Here is an 18,487-nt window from a genome sequence, read left to right as displayed (position 1 = left end):
GGGTGCGTTTGTCAATAAACTAGAATCTACCTCGGGGCTTATTAAAATCTATTTTCAATCTCTAACTTTTATTTTTTATTATATAGCGAGCTATTTCTAGAATTAAAAAATAATTTACAGTGTGGAAACAGTTGTTTTTGCTAGAGAATACCACCAAAGTTAAATATTAACAAAACAAAATTTATATTAAGTGTGGTTTTCACATTTTATTTTATTAATATTGTAATATCATACTATAAATAATATCCCATGTCCAATTATATCTCTCTCAAGCTTTTTTTATTTGGTAACTAATTAGCTAGGTAATGCTATTTTTGAATATATATACAAGGGCTATGTTTCGATACAATAACTAGATTGACTGTAAAAAAAATAACGTAATTATATTATAAGAGTTGATTCAGATTTAGAGTATAGGGCTTAAAGCCTTATAGGCTTTTAATGAACAATTAAAATAAGTATCAACCAGATTTTAGAGATGAAAAAACGAACTCCTTGCACAAAACAGCCTGATTCTAATTTTAAGTGTGTTCTTAAAATAGGGCTCTTTATATTATTGATTTCTATTTCCCCATTAAATATTTTTGCTCAAACAAATCCTCAGGAAATTATTACAGTAAGTGGTACTGTTACCGAGGCGGAGTTAGGCGCTGTTATAGGTGCTAATATTCTTCAGCAGGGTACAACTAATGGTGTAATGACAGATTTTGATGGTAGGTTTACTATAGATGTACCAAAAAACGCAAAATTAATATCGAGTTATGTAGGTTTTGCTACCCAAACCATTAATGTTAACGGTCGAACAGATATTAATATTATTATGGTTGCAGAAACAGCAGCGCTTGAAGAGATTGTTATTGTTGGATATGGAAAACAGAAGAAAGAAAGTATTGTAGGTTCGATTGTGCAGGTTAAAGGAGAAGATTTATTGCAATCTGGAGGCGTTTCCACTGTAGGTCAAGCTCTTACAGGGCGTTTGCCTGGTGTTGTTACGGTGTCTTCTTCGGGGCGTCCAGGTGACGAAAGTCCTGCAATATATATCCGTGGACAAAGTAGTTGGAATGGTGACGGACAACCATTAATTCTTGTTGATGGTATAGAACGAAGTATGAATGACGTTAACTCAAACGATATTGAAAGTATTTCGGTGCTAAAAGATGCCTCTGCTACTGCTGTATTTGGTGTAAAAGGTGGTAACGGAGTAATTCTTATTACTACTAAACGCGGTAAAACAGGAAAAGCACAACTTTCGGTTACGGCAAGTTCTACTATTAAAACCCCATCAAAATTGCCACAGAAATACGATTCTTACGATGGTATATCAGCAGTTAATGAATCTATAGAGCGCACAGCAGCTTTAGGTGGTGCTTGGGATCAATATACTCCAGTCGCCATTGTTGATAGATACAGAAACCGTACAAGTGAAACAGATAGTTATATCTATCCAAATGTAGATTGGGTTGATGCTACACAGAAAGATTTTGCCATGGATCATAGAGTAAACCTTTCCGTTCGTGGTGGAACAGATGCCGTGAAATACTTTGGTGGAATCGGTTATCAGCATGTTGGGGATATCTTTGATGGCGCTTCTTTCGATAATGGAAGAGATTATGCTCCTAGTTTTGATTATGATCGTTTTAACTTTAGAAGTAATATTGATTTTGATATTTCAAAAAATACCCGTTTGTCGGTTAACCTTTCAGGACATTATGGAATACAAAATGGCAATGAAGCAGACAATCAATTACTTTATAGTAGTATTTATAATTTAGCACCTAGTTTATTTTATCCTATATATCCTGATGGAACTTATGGAAGAACTGCTGAAGAAAACTATGAACTGGCTAATCCAGCAGTACTACTTTCTGCAAAAGGAGCAACTAAAAGCCATAGAGTTCAAATCAATACCGATTTTGTACTTACGCAAAAATTAGATTTTATTACAGAAGGACTTTCTTTAAAAGCTTCTCTATCTTATGATAATAATTTTATTGGAGAAAGTGGCATTTATGAAGGTGGCCCTGATGGTGGAGATAACGTGATTTACAAGGTTTACCTTACAGATGGAACCGAACAAATTGTTACACCCGAAGGAACGAATCAATTTGATTTTGTAGTGGAGCCTTGGACAAGAGAATCTCTTGGAATAGATGATTGGGCAACAACTAGTAGATTATTCTATCAGTTCGCATTAAATTATGATAAAACATTTGCAGATAAACATACCATAGGTTTATTAGCATTAATGAATAGAGAAGAATTTCGTGATGTAGATGATTTCTTTCAACCAAGAGCGCCTAAATATAGAGAGGATTGGGTGGCTAGAATGGTTTATAATTATGATAACCGTTATTTTCTAGATGTTAATGGAGCTTATAATGGTTCGGAAAAATTCGGTTTAGGCTATAAATTCGAGCTTTTTCCTTCGGCTGCCATAGGATGGATGATTAGCAATGAGTCGTTCATGGAGGATGTGTCGTGGGTAAATAAACTTAAAATACGTGGGTCTTATGGTCTTGTTGGTGATGATCAAGCTGGTAACAGGTGGTCTTATACCTCGCAATGGGCGAACGGAGGAACGGCTTATATGAATAATGCAAATCTTTGGGGAACAAACTCACCATATACTTATTATCAAGAACTGGTTATTGGGAATTCAGATTTACGCTGGGAAACTTCTAAAAAAGCCAATATAGGTTTTGAAATGGCTATTTTGAGAAACATGTTTTCTTTAGATGTTGATTTATTCAAAGAAGATAGGTATGATATTATAATTCCTGCCGATGACAGAAGTGTACCTTCTTTTTTCGGTTTTGATCCTGCAGATGTGAATCTCGGAGAAACAACTGTGAAAGGATTAGAAGTCGCTTTAAACTTTAAACACCGCATTACTGAGAATTGGGATGTCTCAGCAAATTTTGCTTATGCAACAGCTAAAGATGAGGTGCGATATAAAGAAGACCCATTATTACAGTTAGATTATCAAAAAGAGCAAGGATTTCCTATTGGTCAAAACTATACTTCAATAAGGGGTAATATATTACAATCTTGGAATGATGTTTATGGTTCTAATCCTTTAGAAAACAATCAAGAAGCAGTAAGGCCTGGTGCTTACGATACCATAGATTATAATGGAGATGGCGTAATAAATAATGATGATGTTGTGCCTTATGGATACCCAACACGTCCACAAAATACATACAACCTAAACTTAGGGGCCGGATATAAAAATTTATCATTTATGATTCAGTTTTATGGTGTGAGTAACACAACCAAAGAATATCAAGATCGAACATTTGCAGCAAGCACACCATTGTTTTTTGAAGAGAAATCTGATTATTGGAGTGTAACTAATCCTGATGGAGTAGAAGTTCTACCTTCATATGGAGGTGTAGGTGGTGGTACGGATTCTTATAGAAATTGGTATGATGCTTCATTTGTTAGATTACAAAATGTAGAGCTAGCGTATACTTTTGGAACCGATGAAGGTAGCCAATACAGGGTTTTTGTAAATGGTAACAATTTAGCCTTTTGGTCCGATCTTCCGGATGATAGGGAGGAGAATGTTGGTAATCAATCCGAATCTAGAGGTAACTATCCTACATTTAAAAGAGTGAATTTAGGAGTAACAATTAATTTTTAAGAAAAAGACAATGAGAAATTTATATAAGTTAATAGGTCTATTATGTCTTGCTATAGTAATAGATTCTTGTGAAGACTATTTAGATAAGCCTTTAGATACCGATCTTTCCATTGATGAGGTTTTTAAAAACTTTGACAGTTCGCAAGGTTTTGTGGAAGAAATGTATGCTATGATTGTTGATTATTCTTTGTCCTTTTATTCTAATTATCCCATTTACGGTGAGGATGCCATTGGGGTAGAAACCTGGATTTTCGATTATTCAATAGATCAAGGCCGATATTGGGATTGGGAAGGGAATACTTTCAATTATTTTAGCGGAGCAAATAATACGGCTTCTGGCGTTCCTTTTGATAGAAGTTCGCTATGGCCAAGTAGTTGGGCAGGATTAAGAAAAGCAAATATCGTTATTGCTAATGCAGAAGAGTTGATGGTAGATGCTACCCAACAAGAAAAAGACGCCGTTTTAGGTCAAGCTTATTTTTTTAGAGGCTTTTTTCATCATGAAATCATGAAATTCTGGGGTGCTATGCCTTATATAGATCGTGTTTTAGAAGATGATTGGCAATTACCAAGGCCTACAGAATGGGCTGAAACTGCTCTAGAAATTGATAAGGATTTTGATAGAGCGATTGCATTGTTACCGGAAGATTGGGATGATGCCGATTGGGCACCGGGTAATGCTACTAATGGTCAAAACTTATTTAGAATAACCAAAGGTGCTGCACTGGCATTAAAAGGAAAAAACTTATTATATGCTGCAAGTCCGTTAATGCAAAATAGCAATGACACGTATGGGTACAATGTAGAACTTTGTAAACTAGCGGCAGATGCCTTTGCTGAATTGATAGAGATACCGAGATACCGATTACAAAGTTGGGATGATTATGAAGATATTTTTTATGATCCTAGTGGGCTTTACCCTGATAGCTCTGAATATGTTTTTGGTCAAGCTGGATCTGTAGGATGGTTTGGTGCATATTTAGGTAATTCATGGCAATTAGGTGCGCTTAATGGTACCAATGGAATAAACTCACCTACACATAATTATATACAGAATAATTTTGGTATGAAAGATGGATTGTCGTGCGAAGATAGTCCACTTTATGACCCAGAAGATCCTTGGGCAAATAGAGATCCTCGCTTTTATAAATGGATTGTTGTAGATGGAGATCAGATGGTCAATAATATAGGAGCTGCCACCGGAGCTGCTGAAGTAGATCGATATGCAGAATTTTACGATGGAGGTTCACATAGATATCCGGGTAAGAGTAACGGAACTCGTACAGGGTATGTAGCAAAAAAGTGGTTCCCAAGAGGATTTAATAAGTATGATAATCAAAGTCTATTTTCATGGAGACTTCACGTAAGACTTACAGATGTGTATTTAATGTATGCAGAAGCTGCAGTAATTGGTTACGGAATTAATGGAAAGCCATCAGGTTTTGATCTTTCTGCTTTAGATGCTATTAATGCCATTAGAGAGCGTGCTGAACCAGACGGTAGTTTAAATGTCAACGGAGTAAACTTAACAAGTCCAAACGTGTTTATGGACGAAATTCGCCGTGAGCGTGGCATGGAGATGTCTTGGGAAAACCATAGGTGGATGGATGTGCGAAGATGGAAACTCGGAACAGATATTAAATATAAATTAAAAACAGGAATAAGATTCGATCGAAGTTCAAATGGCAAACCTATCAATATGGTGGAAGAAGTATTAAGAACTAAAGTTTTTGAAGAAAAACACTATTGGCTGCCTATTCCTCAGGATGATACACAGCTTTATGAAGGATTCCCTCAAAACCCAGGATGGTAACATTTAATTTGTTTTTTGTACAAAAAAATAACAACCAATTTATGAAACAATTTATAAAATATAAAAAACCGCTCCTTTGTTTAGGAGGCTACATGCTATTTTCCTTTTCATTATTTGGGCAAACACCCGTAGAGAACGATTCTATTATTACCAATAGTATAGATTTGGTTGCTAAGGTGAATAAAGAGGTGACTTTGGGGTTTCAAACCGAAAAAAATAAAAATGTAGTAGGAGCTGTATCTTCAATTGTGCCTGATGAGTTTTTAAAATATGATAATACCCAATGGGTAAGAGATGCTTTAAATGGTAGAATTACCGGTCTGAAGTATAGCGAAAACATTAGAGGGTTAGGTGGAGCTATGATTGTTGTGGATGGTATTCCAGGACGGTCTATAGATTTGTTAAACATGGAGGAAATCCAAGAGATAACAGTCTTAAAGGATGCTAATGCTGCGGCATTGTACGGCTCTATGGGGAAAAATGGAGTTATTGTAGTTACAACCAAACGCGGGTCTAAAAAAACGGAGTTTAATATCAGTGCAAGTTCAGGGCTTAAGGAAGCTATTTCCATGCCTAATTATCTTAATTCTGCAGATTATATGCAGTTTTATAACGAAGCACGAATAAATGATGGTTTAAGTCAGACATTCTCAGATACTCAAATTGCAAATCAAATTAATAATACTAATCCATTTAGATATCCTGATGTAGATTTATACTCTAAAGACTATTTTAGTTCCTTAGCCTCGTTTACTAATGTTATTGGTGATTTTTCTGGTTCTATGGAAGATACTAAGTATTATATAAATTTTGGTTTTAAATCCGATCAAAGTTTGCAGGACTTTAGTGATAATGATAAAGGCACTAAGCGTTTTAATGTTAGAGGTAATATCGATTTTAGAATTAATAGCTGGATTACAAGTAGTTTAGATGCCATCGCGATTATTGAAACAAATAAAAGCTCTTTAACCAGTCTGTATGATTCTGGTCTTACTTTTAAACCAAACCTTTATGCGCCGTTGTTACCTATTGATATGATAGACACAACAAATAACCCTGGTTTAGAGGGGCTTCTTGCGGCAGCCAATAAGTACGATGGTTTTATTTTAGGAGGAAATCAATTTTTCACAGGAAATGTTCCAATAGCTGCAGGAATAGCAGGAGGAAAGCAAACCAGTATATCGCGTATAAGTCAAGTTAATAATTCAATAAATTTTGATTTAAGTGCTATAACAGAAGGCTTATCAGCTAAAACTTATTTAAGTTTCGATTTTTATAACCGTTATAATTTAACGGTAAATAATGCTTATGCCATATATCAACCAACTTGGAATGATGATGATAAAATTATTAACCTAGTTAATGTTGGTAATACAGACCTTAAAAATTTAGAAGAAGATGTTGAAACAAATATATTTACAATTAGATATGGTTTCTTTGGTCTATTAAATTATGAGAAACAACTTGATGAAAATAATTTATTAAAAGCATCTTTAGTTGGTTTTGCTAATAATACCCAAACAAAATCGGTAACCCAAGCTGATAAAAATAGCCACGTCGCTTTAAGTTTAAACTACACTTATAAAGATCGGTTTTTATTCGATTTAAATACATCGTATGTACATTCGGTTAAATTATCCGAAGGAGATAGAGATAAATTAGCACCTACTTTAGGTTTTGGTTATATTATATCAGAAGAGACCTCTCTAAAAGATGTGTCTTGGTTAAATTATCTTAAACTTCGTTCTTCTATGGGAGTTGTTTATTCGGATTTAGAAGTTCCAGGATACTTTCTTTATGATGAATATTACCAACAAAATGCTGGTAATTACAATTGGGGCGATCAATATGGTACAGGTTTTAAAAACGGATATACTACAATTGAGAGAAGCCAGAACTTGAGTTTAGGGATGGAGCGTAGAGTAGATTACAATATAGGAATAGAAGGACTTTTTTTTGATAAAATATGGGTAGAAGCGAATGCTTTTCGCTCAGTATTAGATGAGCAAACTATTAGAGCTTCAACATTATACCCTGAGTATTATAATACATTTAGACCTTATTCTAATTTTGAAGCAGATAAACGTTCAGGTTTCGAATTAGGAATAAGATATTCTGATAAATTTAATGATTTAGGATTAGATTTAGGTGCTCGTGTTTTATATGCTACCTCCGAACGAACTGTTGTAGATGAAGTTTATAATGACGATTATCAATATAGGAAAGGAACGTCTGTAGATGCATATTGGGGGTTAAAATCTCTAGGTTTCTTTGGTGTTGACGATTTTGATACGGATGGTGCATTAAAAGAAGGTATTCCTACTCCAGAGTTTGGATCTGTACAACCGGGAGATTTAAGATATAAAGATATAAACAATGACGGATTAGTTAATGAGCAAGATGAAGTTGTTATAGGTAGATGGGATGCGCCATGGACGTTTGGGTCAGACATTAAACTGAGTTATAAATCATTTACATTGTTTACATTATTAACGGCTCAAGTTGGTAGCCAAGGAATAACTTCAAATAGTTACTATCAACCACAAGCAGATGATAAATACTCTGAAGTAGTAAGAGGAAGATGGACCGAAGCTACTGCAGATACAGCTACTTTTCCAAGGTTGTCCTCAATAGAGAATACTAATAATTTTGGTCAGACATCAGATTTTTGGTTGTACAACAACAGTAATTTTAAAATAGAACGGGTACAGTTAACATTTGATTTGCCTCAAACATTAGTATCAAATCTTAATATGCAAGATTTAAGTGTATATGCCAGTGGAGCAAATCTTTTAATGATTGCTAAAGAAAAAAACATACAACAATTAAGCTTGAGTTCGAGCCCATCGTACCGTTATTACTCATTGGGACTTAGAGCAAAGTTTTAACTGATTAAATAAGATTTAGACATGAAAACTATTATAAAACATACATCTATCATATTAATTTTACTCTCTTTTGGAGCATGTTCTACTTTTGAACCTTTAGATGAAAATCTTGCCGGTGATGAGAGATTGGCTTATGATCCTGTATTTGCAGAAGGGTTATTATTAAATGCCTACGAAAGTATGTCAAATCAATTATTATTCAATGATACCGCTACAGATGATGCTGTTAGTAATTATCTAAGTGGTTACCGTAGAATGGCTACAGGAGAATGGACGGCAAATAACGCTTTCACTAGTAGATGGGGACAGTATGAATATGTATTATATATAAACAAATTTCTAAGTGTTATAGACCAAGTACAATGGAAACAAGACGAAGAAAGTAATGCTCTTTTTAAGCAGCGCTTATATGGAGAGGCTTTAGCTATGAGAGCTTTAAGACATTTTTGGATACTTCAAGAGCATGCAGGTATTGGAACTTCAGGTACGCTTTTAGGCGTACCCTATATTACTGAATACCTAGAGTATGATGCGGATTTTAATTTTCCAAGACCAGCATTTACTGAAACTTTAGAACAAATTAATGCCGATTTTAATGAAGCTTTAGAGTATATCCCTATGGATTGGGATGGTGATTTGGCAAAACAACCGTCGCGTTACAGTGATGCAGATGTTGATATATACCAATTTGTTTTTGGAGGTACTCAAGATGGACGCATCAATGGTAGAATTATAAAAGCTTTTCAAGCAAAGTTGAATCTTTTAGCTGCTAGTCCCGCATTTTTCAATGGTGCTGGAAATTATTACGAGGAGGCAAGTACTATATTGGCCGAATTACTTAACGATAACGGAGGTGTAGATGGTTTAAGCCCAACAGGTTTTTACAATTTTTATGAGTTTGATTCTGGTACGCGTGTTTTTCCAGAAGTACTTTGGAGAGAAAACGTCGCAAGTACCTTTACTTGGGTCGAGCAGCAACATTACCCACCTTCATTAAGAGGGGAAGGAAAGCTTAATCCATCACAAAATTTGGTAGATGCGTTTCCTATGTCAGATGGTCAACCTTTTTCAATAAATCATCCAGATTATAATGCTTCAAACCCATTTAGTAATAGAGATCCTAGATTAAAAAAGTATATTTTATATAATGGAAATGATTTGGGTGGTAGGTTTATTAGAACTGGTGCTGATGGAGGTGCCGATGAAATAGATCGAGTTCAGTTTCAATCTACACGATCAGGGTATTATCTTAAAAAATTATTGGATCCTAATGTTGTTATTAGTGCTAATGGTAATATTTCAGCATCCGAAAAAATGAATGTCTATTTACGCTATACAGATATTTATTTAATGTTTGCAGAGGTCGCAAATGAATTAGGAGGTCCTGATAATATGATAGAAGGTCTTTCCGCAAGAACAGTTATAAGTGCTATTAGAAAAAGAGCTGGCCTTCCTGCTGTAGATACATATTTAACAAGTATAAGTAGCAAGGAAGATATGCGTGCACTTATTCGTAATGAGCGTAGGTTAGAACTTTGTTTTGAGGGACACCGTTTATTTGATTTACGAAGATGGAATATGTTAGATGATTTAACTGATATTATTGGGTCAAGATACAATGGTAGTACTTACAATGAGTTTACTGTAGAGCCTAGATTATATTTAGATAATGCTAATTATGCGCCAATTCCGCAAAACGAGTTAGTGAAGTTTGATAAATTAGAACAAAATAGAGGTTGGTAACTTTAGCGAGTTAAGTCTCAAAGTAATAACATTGAAGGGCATATAAGCTCATTAAATACAAAAAATATAATTGAAAATTTACGACGCGATGAATACAAGAAATATAATTTTACTAATAAGTGCGCTCATCATAATATCGTGTAGCAACTCCGATCCAGAATTTGATGACTTCGATGTGATTGCAACTTATTTTCCGTTCCAAACACCTGCACGTACACTTATATTAGGAAAGTATGATCAGGGGTTTAACGATAATGATAATGCACATAACTTTGAAATTACGGCAGTAATGACTGGTATCCGTACTAATAATCAAAATAGAAACATTTATTTTGAGTTAGATAATAGTTTATTAGATAATGTAGCAAATGTAAAAGCACTTCCTCCAGAATATTATACTATGGAAAATATTAGTCCTTCTGTTATACCATCAGGTGAGACTAAAGCGACTATTACTGTACAGTTGTATGATGCATTTTTTGATGACCCACTTGCTTTTGGGGATGCCCAAACCACAAATTATGTTATTCCTTTAAGAATTACAGATATTGAAAATATAGATAGTATACTTTCTGGCTCTACTAATGTTAATAACCCGGATAAAGTAAATCCTAATGATTGGGATGTTTTACCTAAAGATTATACCCTGTTTGGAATTAAATTTATGAATAAATTTCACGGGAATTACCTTAGAAGAGGTTTGGATATGATAACAGCGCCAACTAATACTATCGGTAGAACATATCAAGAAGAATATGTTGTAGATGATGAAGTAATCTTTGTAGAAACTGCAGGTTTAAATAAGGTAAGACTAGAAAATTTAATAGGTAGAGGAGATGAGTCAAGCCCGGGTACTGTGGCTATGGAGTTAACTTTTAATGATGATGGAACATGTGTGGTTACAAGTACAGCTGATGATCCATACGGTGTTACAGGAACAGGTGAATATGTAGAAAATGGTGATGAATGGGGAGGAAAATCGAGAGATGTTATTTATTTAGATTACACGTATGTCGATGCTACTTTTGCTGAAACACATGCTGTAAAAGATACTATTGTAATTCGTGATAGAGCGGCTGTTTTTGAGGAATTTATAGTTGAATTTAAATAGAAAACGCAAGAAATATAATAAACAGATAATGAACTTAAATTTTATGCATCAATAAGTAATTTAAAACAATTAGGTACAATGTATTTAAACTTTTTGATCATTAAAAAATATTAAACAGATGAAACAAATAATTAATTTTTCGCGCTTTAAATTTTCAGCTTGGCTTTTTACTATGACATTTGTTGTACTTTTCAGTGCCTGTGATAGTGATGATGATGCATCCTCTTCAAATATTTCTAGAGTATCCATGAAAACGCAACCCCAGTTAGATTACGTTCTTGGAGATTTGTTGAATTTAACAGACATGGTAATTACTTTAGATAAGGGCGGAAATAGTATCGATATTTCTTTTAGTGATTTTGCAAGTGAAGGCATTACAACAGAGCCAGAAAATGGTAAATCATTAGATTTTTCTGATACATCAGTCATAGTGAAAATTGGTGAATCTGGAAAAGGTTTAACTCAAACAATTGATGTTCATAACGATGTTACAGCCATAGAAATTAAGACAGAACCCACTAAAGATTATTTTTATGGTCAGAAATTAAATCTTACTGACTTGGAAGTTACATATACATACGAGAATGGGGTTATGGAAGACTTTATATATACTGAAATTCAAAAAGAAATAGAATCTGTACCAGCAAATGGCGATGCGCTTGAATCTGATACCGATGTATCAATAACTCATATTGATTCTGGATTAAATGTAGTTCAAGAATTAAATATGGTTACCTTTTTTCCTAGAGGTGCCGTACTTGTAACGGGACCAGAAAATACTGTTTATAATGAGGGCGAAATAATAGATCTTTCTGGGACTTTAATTCGATATACTTTAATTAATGGTAGTGAAGTTGAAATAGGTTTTGAAGATTTTGATGCATTAAATATTAATGGGACTCCCGCAAATGGCAGTGCAATAAATGCTGGAATTACCGAAATTAAGGTAAAACATATTTTACCCACAACTCAAGTAAGTATACCTGTTACTGTAAACCCATAGGTTGTATTGGTTATATTTAAGATGATTTTAATTAAATAGATATTTTAAAATACATGAAAAGGTTTAACAATTACAGAAAAGTACTTTACGGTATTTTTCTAATAACGGCCTCTTTCTTACATGCACATGGTAGTCTAACAAAAAGAATAGAAGAGAAAACGGTAGAAATTAAGAAAGAACCAAAAAATTCTAAACTATATTTTGATCGAGGATATTTATACGAGCAACACGAAGAATTTAATAAAGCTATTAAGGACTATTTAAGTTCAGAAAAATTAGGGAATTCAAATACGCTACTTCATTACAGAAAAGCACAAGCTTATTACCAAAACAATCAGTTAAATAAAGCTTTAATTTCTTCAAATTTTCATTTGGAAAAGGATAGCGTAGATGTTAAAATCAATAAGTTGCACGCGCAAATATTAGTCCAGTTAAAAAAATATAATAGAGCCTTAAAATATTATGGTTATTTTATTAAAAACACCATAGATATTACCCCTGATGATGTTATCGAGTATAGCGAAATTTACCTAGCGATGGATAGTAGTAATTATCCACAAGCACTTGAAATCTTAGAGTTTGGTTTAAAAAAGTTAGGAGAAAATACTTTTTCGCTTCAGTTACAAAAATTAGAATACTTAGAAGCTGCTCACAAAATAGACGAAGCAATAGAACAATACAACTATTTTATATTAAGTGCATATAGAAAAGAATTTTGGTATTATAAAAAAGCCAAGTATTTATCTGATAACAAACGAGAGGTAGATTCAAAAATTGCGATACAACAGGCAAAGTCGGCGATAGCTTTATTGAATGATAAGTTTAGAACGACCTTAGCAATTAAAAAATTACAAAATGAAATTAATAGTCTTGAAGAGCAATTGTTTATTAGAAGTTAAACCAATATTATTTATTCTTTTATGGTTTGTTTCGGCAATTACATTTGCGCAAAACACAATAACCATGGTTAACCCACCAACTACGGTTACGGCAGATTCTGAGGTAGCCATTACTTTTAATTACACAAAAGATGTTGCTAGGGCTCATGCTTATCTTCGGTTAAAGGATGCAACGGGTAATTTAACAGAGGTCAATCAAATAGTAACGGATAATTCAGGAACGTTAACATTAAATCTTCCCGTACCTGCAACAGCACTTGGTTCTGGTTATAGTTATCAAGCTCAGATATTCAATCCAGATGCTGGGTATAATCATTTAGCCACCGAAAATTTTGAAGGCGTAACTGTAGAAGCAGCCGAAGTAGCACCAAATTCGGTGTTTATAACCAATTATCCAACCACGGTTCAAGCAGGATCATTTGTCGATATTACTTTTGAGTATACTAAAGACGTGGCGAGAGCTCATGCCTTTATAAGGTTAGTTGATGTTTCAGGTAACCTATCAGATGTTAACCAGATAGTTACGGCTAATGCTGGCACGTTGACGTTGAGTCTTGAAATACCATCGGGTTTATTTCCTGGTTCAAGTTATAGCTACCAAGCACAAATTTTTAATCCAGATGGACCAGATGGCTACGTTTTTTTAGCACAACAAAACATTACAGGAATAACTGTAGAGTCAATGCCATCTCCTGGTGAGCGCATTTCGGTTGGCGGAAACTGGAAGTATTATGATATGGGAAATGAACCAATTGGTGATTGGAAAACATCCAGTTTTGATGATACTTCTTGGTCTTCGGGTAATGCCGAATTAGGCTATGGAGAAGGAGATGAAGCGACAACAATAGATAACGGAGCACTAACATCATACTTTAGATACTCTTTTAATGCAACCACAGATGATGTGGGTTTAAAGTATATAGACATGAGCGCATTAAGAGATGATGGTATGGTTGTTTATATTAACGGAACTGAAATTTGGAGAGATAATATGCCAAGTGGAACTATTAATTACGCAACTTTTGCAATATCTGCAACAACCGAAGGTGTATGGATTAATAATATAGTAGATAACCTTTTAGTAAATGGAACAAATGTAGTGGCTGTAGAAATACATCAAAATAGTGCAACAAGCTCAGACGTTAGTTTTAATTTTCGTTTAGAAGTTAGAGATGAAGTTCAAGCAGAATTAACAAGAGGTCCTTATTTACAAAAAGGACGACCAGATGCTATTACGCTAAAATATAGAACAAATACTAATACTGAAACCATTATAAATTATGGAACCGTATTAGGTGCATTAGATGGGACAGTATCTGATATTTCTGTAACTAATGATCATGAAATTGAGTTAACAGGATTATTGCCAAACACTAAATATTATTATGAAATAGCTAATACTGCAGGTATTTATGTTCCTGAGTCTAGTGATATGTTTTTTACAACAGCACCAACTACTGGAACGGACCAATTTGTACGTGTATGGATTTTAGGAGATGCAGGTACTGGAAATCAAAATCAGAAAAATGTTCGTGATCAATATTACAACTATGTCGCTAATGCAAGTACAAATCCGAATCAAACAGATATGATGTTGTTTTTAGGTGATAATGCTTATGATAATGGTTTAGATAGCGAATATCAAATAGCTCTTTTTAATATTTATCAAGAACAATTGAAGCATACTGTAGCATGGTCTACATTAGGAAATCATGACGGGTATTCAGCAGATTCAAATTCGCAATCAGGCCCTTACTACGATATTTTTAGTTTTCCAACAGCTGGAGAATCTGGTGGTATAGCATCAGGTACCGAAGCCTATTATTCTTTTGATTATGCTAATATTCATTTCATTGTTTTAGAATCTTACACGTTGGATACTAATGCAAATCAAATGGCTTGGTGTACACAAGATATTCAAAATACAAATCAAGATTGGATTGTTGCTATTTTTCATCATCCGCCATATACAAAAGGATCTCATGATTCAGATTTTGAGCCTCAACTCATTAATATGCGAAATAACTTCTTACCTATTTTAGAATCAAATGGTGTAGATTTAATTTTAAGTGGCCATTCACATTCCTATGAAAGATCATATTTCATCAATGGACACTATGGGCTTTCAAATAGTTTTGATATGAACGCAAATACAGTTGGAACAAACGGTCATTTATCTGGTAAAGCAGATACTTCAGATGGGGCATATCAAAAAACTGATATACAGAATCCAGGAGCAGTTTATATAACAACAGGATCGGCTGGTAAAATTTCTGGAGGAAGTTTAGACCATAATGCAATGTTTGCTTCTTTAAATGAATTGGGGTCATGCGTTTTAGAAGTTGAAAATGATGGAGGGAATGGACAAAATTTGGCTGTTAAGTTTATTAACGATAATGGTTCAATTTCTGATAACTTTACTATAAATAAAACCGGGATCTTACTTTCGACAGAAAAGAATACTGTTGTTAGTCAGGATACTATAGCTTACCCTGTTCCCGTTACCGGCCTTTTAACTATTAAAGTTAGTGCCAATGAATCTCTAAAGGAGGTGAAAATTTTTAATGCAGTTGGTAAACTTGCTAAAGCAACAACGCAGAGCCAAATTAATGTAAATAGCCTTCCTGCTGGTATGTACGTTGTACAGATTATTACAGATAAAAGTGAGATTTATAAGAGTATTGTAATTAAGTAGCAAATTTAACAAGTGAGTTTTCCTTCGCTTCGGAAGGTTAGATTATATAAGTATAAAAAAAAGAGGGATAATTTATATTATTCCTCTTTTTTTATCTAAATATTAGGGTTTTGTTAGTTACTATTCAATAGTAATTGTTTTGTTAAGCCTTATGTCTTCGGCAGAACTTCCTATCATAATTTCAAATTGCCCTGGTTCAACTACGAAATTCATGTCCTTGTTCCATAGGCCAAACTCACTCATTGGAATTGCGAAATTAATTGTGGTAGTTTCCGATGGGTTTATTTCTACTTTTTTAAATTCTTTTAAAACTTTTACAGGTGTGGTTACGGAACTTATTTTATCATTAAAATATACTTGAACAACTTCTTTACCTATTACCTTGCCTATGTTTTTAATTTTTAGAGATAGTTTCAGTTCACCATTTATATCTAATTTAGAATCTTGAACTTGTAAATCAGAATATTCAAATTGCGTATAACTCAAACCATGCCCAAATGGAAATAAAGGATCAGGAGATGAAAACACATAATCTCTTCCTGGTTTTTCTGGACTTCCAGGGTTTCTATAAAACCCTCTGCCAGATGGCTTATAATTGTAAAAAACTGGCACATGACCGGCACTTTTAGGTACACTCACTGTTAGTTTACCAGATGGATTTACATCGCCAAATAAAACTTTTGCAATAGCAGTACCTCCTTGTTCACCTGGGTACCAAGCTTCAACAATAGCAGGGATATGATCTTTTTCCCAAGAGATAGAATATGCTCTACCATGTACCATAACTAATACTATAGGCTTCCCTGTTTTATATATGGCTTCTATTAATTCCGGTTGTACTCCTGGAGGCGTTAAGGAGGCTCTATCAAAACCTTCGCCTGAAGTCGGGTAATCTCCTGGAATATCTTTTCCCCAGCCAATACCAGATAAAACACTGCTAGTACCTCCTATAACTAAAACAACCACATCACTTTTTTCAGCGGCTTCTACAGCTGCAGAAATATTGCTTTGGTCGTGGCCTGTAATATCGCATCCTTTGGCGTAATTAACTTCAAATTTGTTGTTAGCATATTGCTTTATACCATCTAAAATGGTAACTCCCGATTCGTTATCTTTTGTATAACTATAATCGCCATACTGAACCTGGTGCGCATTGGGGCCAATAACAGCAATTGAATTTAGTGTGTTAAAATTAAGAGGAAGTAAGCTGTTTTCATTTTTTAGTAGAATAATTGATTCTTCTGCAATTTCTTGTGATAAACTAACAGCTTTTTTATTATGAATAAGGGCTGAAACTTTTTTCGGAGCTTTAAATGCTTTGTCGAATAAGCCAGCTTTAAATTTAGCAGTTAATATATTACTAACAGCTTGGTCTATTAAAGCCATATCTACTTTTCCAGTATTTACTAGGTTTTCTAATTCGGAGTAAGCAAAGCTTTTAGGAGCTTCTAAATCAACACCGGCTTCTAAAGCACTAATTGCCGTTTCAGCCGCATCTTCTGTAATTTTATGGAAATAGTTAAGCATAGCAATGGCTTCATAATCTGAGAATACATAGCCTTTAAAACCAAGTTCTTCTCTTAAAATATCTTTCATTAAATATTTGTTCGAGTGCATAGGGATTCCGTTTACCTCATTATATGCAGGCATTAGCGAGTAAATATTAGCTTCTTGTATTACTTTTTTAAACGGGTATAAATGCAAATCTCTAAGTTCTCTTGGTCCTAAATTGTTTGGCCCTAGATTAATTCCTGCAAAAGGAGTGCTGTATGCAACATAATGTTTAGCGGTGCACATTAATTTTCCATCGGGTATATGTGTTTTTGCAACTAGAGGATCGCCTTGCATACCGATAACAAAGGCTTTTCCCATTTCTGAAACTAGAAAAGGATCTTCGCCAAAAGATTCTTCTGCTCTACCAAACCTTGGGTCTCTCGCTAAATCAAATATTGGAGACAAAGCTTGATCTACTCCAGAAAGACTTGCCTCAAAGGCTATAGTTTCTCCCATTTTTTTTATTAAATCAGGATTCCATGTACTTCCTTGTCCAATGGTTTGTGGGAAAATAGTAGCTCCAAACGCCAATTGGCCATGTAAACATTCTGCTATTTGAATGGCCGGAATACCTAGCCGAGTATGGTTACGTAAATAATTATCTGCGGCCTCTGATAATGCTGCAAGCTCGTCTACACCTATAAACGGACTTTCTAAAGTTCCTATACTACCACCTTTAAACAACGAATCTAAAGATTGTTGGCTAACCTTACCTTTATTATTAAGTTTTAAGTGTTTAAGGCTTAACATATTCATTTGAGAAATCTTTTCCTTTAGCGTCATTCTTTCTAAAAGGTCATTTACACGAATTTCTACAGATAAATTACTGTCTTTATAAGGCAGTTTTTCATTTTTATTTTTTTGAGCATGACTAGATGTAAATATTAAAAAGTATAATAATATTGATAATACTGGTTTCGTTATTTTCATAGCGTTTATAAATTTATTTACTTAGGGTTTGTAATAATTCTTAAAGTTGTTAAGACGCTAAATGGTCTGCTTTTAGGGGCTTAACAAAGAATATTTTTGACTTTAAATTATAAAGTGTATAAATTACACTATATTTGGTAAATATAAGTAAATGGAAACATTTTTCTTTTAGAATTATTAATAAATCAACTGAATTTAAAAGCGATAT

9 protein-coding genes are annotated in these 18,487 nt (G+C 34.1%); 8 read left to right on the top strand and 1 reads right to left on the bottom strand.

Annotated elements, in window-relative coordinates:
• Positions 1–478: 478 nt before the first annotated feature.
• From ACJJV4_RS08135 to ACJJV4_RS08100, 8 genes are all read left to right on the top strand, one after another.
• On the top strand, positions 479–3,643 hold the full coding sequence (locus ACJJV4_RS08135; RefSeq protein WP_405293254.1) for a SusC/RagA family TonB-linked outer membrane protein: 3,165 nt from the start codon (positions 479–481) through the stop codon (positions 3,641–3,643).
• 10 nt (positions 3,644–3,653) lie between these two features.
• On the top strand, positions 3,654–5,456 hold the full coding sequence (locus tag ACJJV4_RS08130; protein ID WP_405293252.1) for a RagB/SusD family nutrient uptake outer membrane protein: 1,803 nt from the start codon (positions 3,654–3,656) through the stop codon (positions 5,454–5,456).
• A 41-nt stretch (positions 5,457–5,497) separates the two neighbouring features.
• A complete protein-coding gene (locus tag ACJJV4_RS08125) occupies positions 5,498–8,344 on the top strand; it encodes a SusC/RagA family TonB-linked outer membrane protein (protein WP_405293250.1) in 2,847 nt (948 codons plus the stop codon).
• A 21-nt stretch (positions 8,345–8,365) separates the two neighbouring features.
• A complete protein-coding gene (locus ACJJV4_RS08120) occupies positions 8,366–10,087 on the top strand; it encodes a RagB/SusD family nutrient uptake outer membrane protein (protein WP_405293248.1) in 1,722 nt (573 codons plus the stop codon).
• 70 nt (positions 10,088–10,157) lie between these two features.
• Positions 10,158–11,198: a DUF5627 domain-containing protein gene (locus ACJJV4_RS08115; protein ID WP_405293246.1), complete on the top strand. Its 1,041-nt coding sequence runs from the start codon at positions 10,158–10,160 to the stop codon at positions 11,196–11,198.
• A 118-nt stretch (positions 11,199–11,316) separates the two neighbouring features.
• Positions 11,317–12,201, top strand: a complete 885-nt coding sequence (locus ACJJV4_RS08110; protein WP_405293244.1) for a bacterial Ig-like domain-containing protein — start codon at positions 11,317–11,319, stop codon at positions 12,199–12,201.
• Between the two features lie 53 nt (positions 12,202–12,254).
• The gene (locus tag ACJJV4_RS08105) at positions 12,255–13,100 is read left to right on the top strand and encodes a tetratricopeptide repeat protein (protein WP_405293242.1); all 846 of its coding nucleotides are present in this window, start codon (positions 12,255–12,257) and stop codon (positions 13,098–13,100) included.
• Entirely contained in the window at positions 13,057–15,795 is a 2,739-nt protein-coding gene (locus tag ACJJV4_RS08100) for a metallophosphoesterase (protein ID WP_405293240.1), read from the top strand. Before ACJJV4_RS08105 ends, ACJJV4_RS08100 begins: the two co-directional genes overlap by 44 nt.
• A gap of 120 nt (positions 15,796–15,915) precedes the next feature.
• Here the strand turns inward: ACJJV4_RS08100 and ACJJV4_RS08095 are convergent, their stop codons facing one another.
• On the bottom strand, positions 15,916–18,279 hold the full coding sequence (locus ACJJV4_RS08095; RefSeq protein WP_405293238.1) for a glycoside hydrolase family 3 N-terminal domain-containing protein: 2,364 nt from the start codon (positions 18,277–18,279) through the stop codon (positions 15,916–15,918).
• Positions 18,280–18,487: the final 208 nt, after the last annotated feature.

Source organism: Algibacter sp. Ld11, assembly GCF_045066735.1.
Classification (GTDB): Bacteria; Bacteroidota; Bacteroidia; order Flavobacteriales; family Flavobacteriaceae; genus Algibacter.
Note: the sequence above shows the minus strand (reverse complement) of the source record. Positions and strands in the feature narration are given on the sequence as shown.

Coding starts and splice junctions, on each gene's coding strand:
- ACJJV4_RS08135 (WP_405293254.1), top strand. CDS start 479: ATGAAAAAACGAACTCCTTGCACAAAACAGCCTGATTCTAATTTTAAG.
- ACJJV4_RS08130 (WP_405293252.1), top strand. CDS start 3,654: ATGAGAAATTTATATAAGTTAATAGGTCTATTATGTCTTGCTATAGTA.
- ACJJV4_RS08125 (WP_405293250.1), top strand. CDS start 5,498: ATGAAACAATTTATAAAATATAAAAAACCGCTCCTTTGTTTAGGAGGC.
- ACJJV4_RS08120 (WP_405293248.1), top strand. CDS start 8,366: ATGAAAACTATTATAAAACATACATCTATCATATTAATTTTACTCTCT.
- ACJJV4_RS08110 (WP_405293244.1), top strand. CDS start 11,317: ATGAAACAAATAATTAATTTTTCGCGCTTTAAATTTTCAGCTTGGCTT.
- ACJJV4_RS08105 (WP_405293242.1), top strand. CDS start 12,255: ATGAAAAGGTTTAACAATTACAGAAAAGTACTTTACGGTATTTTTCTA.
- ACJJV4_RS08100 (WP_405293240.1), top strand. CDS start 13,057: ATGAAATTAATAGTCTTGAAGAGCAATTGTTTATTAGAAGTTAAACCA.
- ACJJV4_RS08095 (WP_405293238.1), bottom strand. CDS start 18,279: ATGAAAATAACGAAACCAGTATTATCAATATTATTATACTTTTTAATA.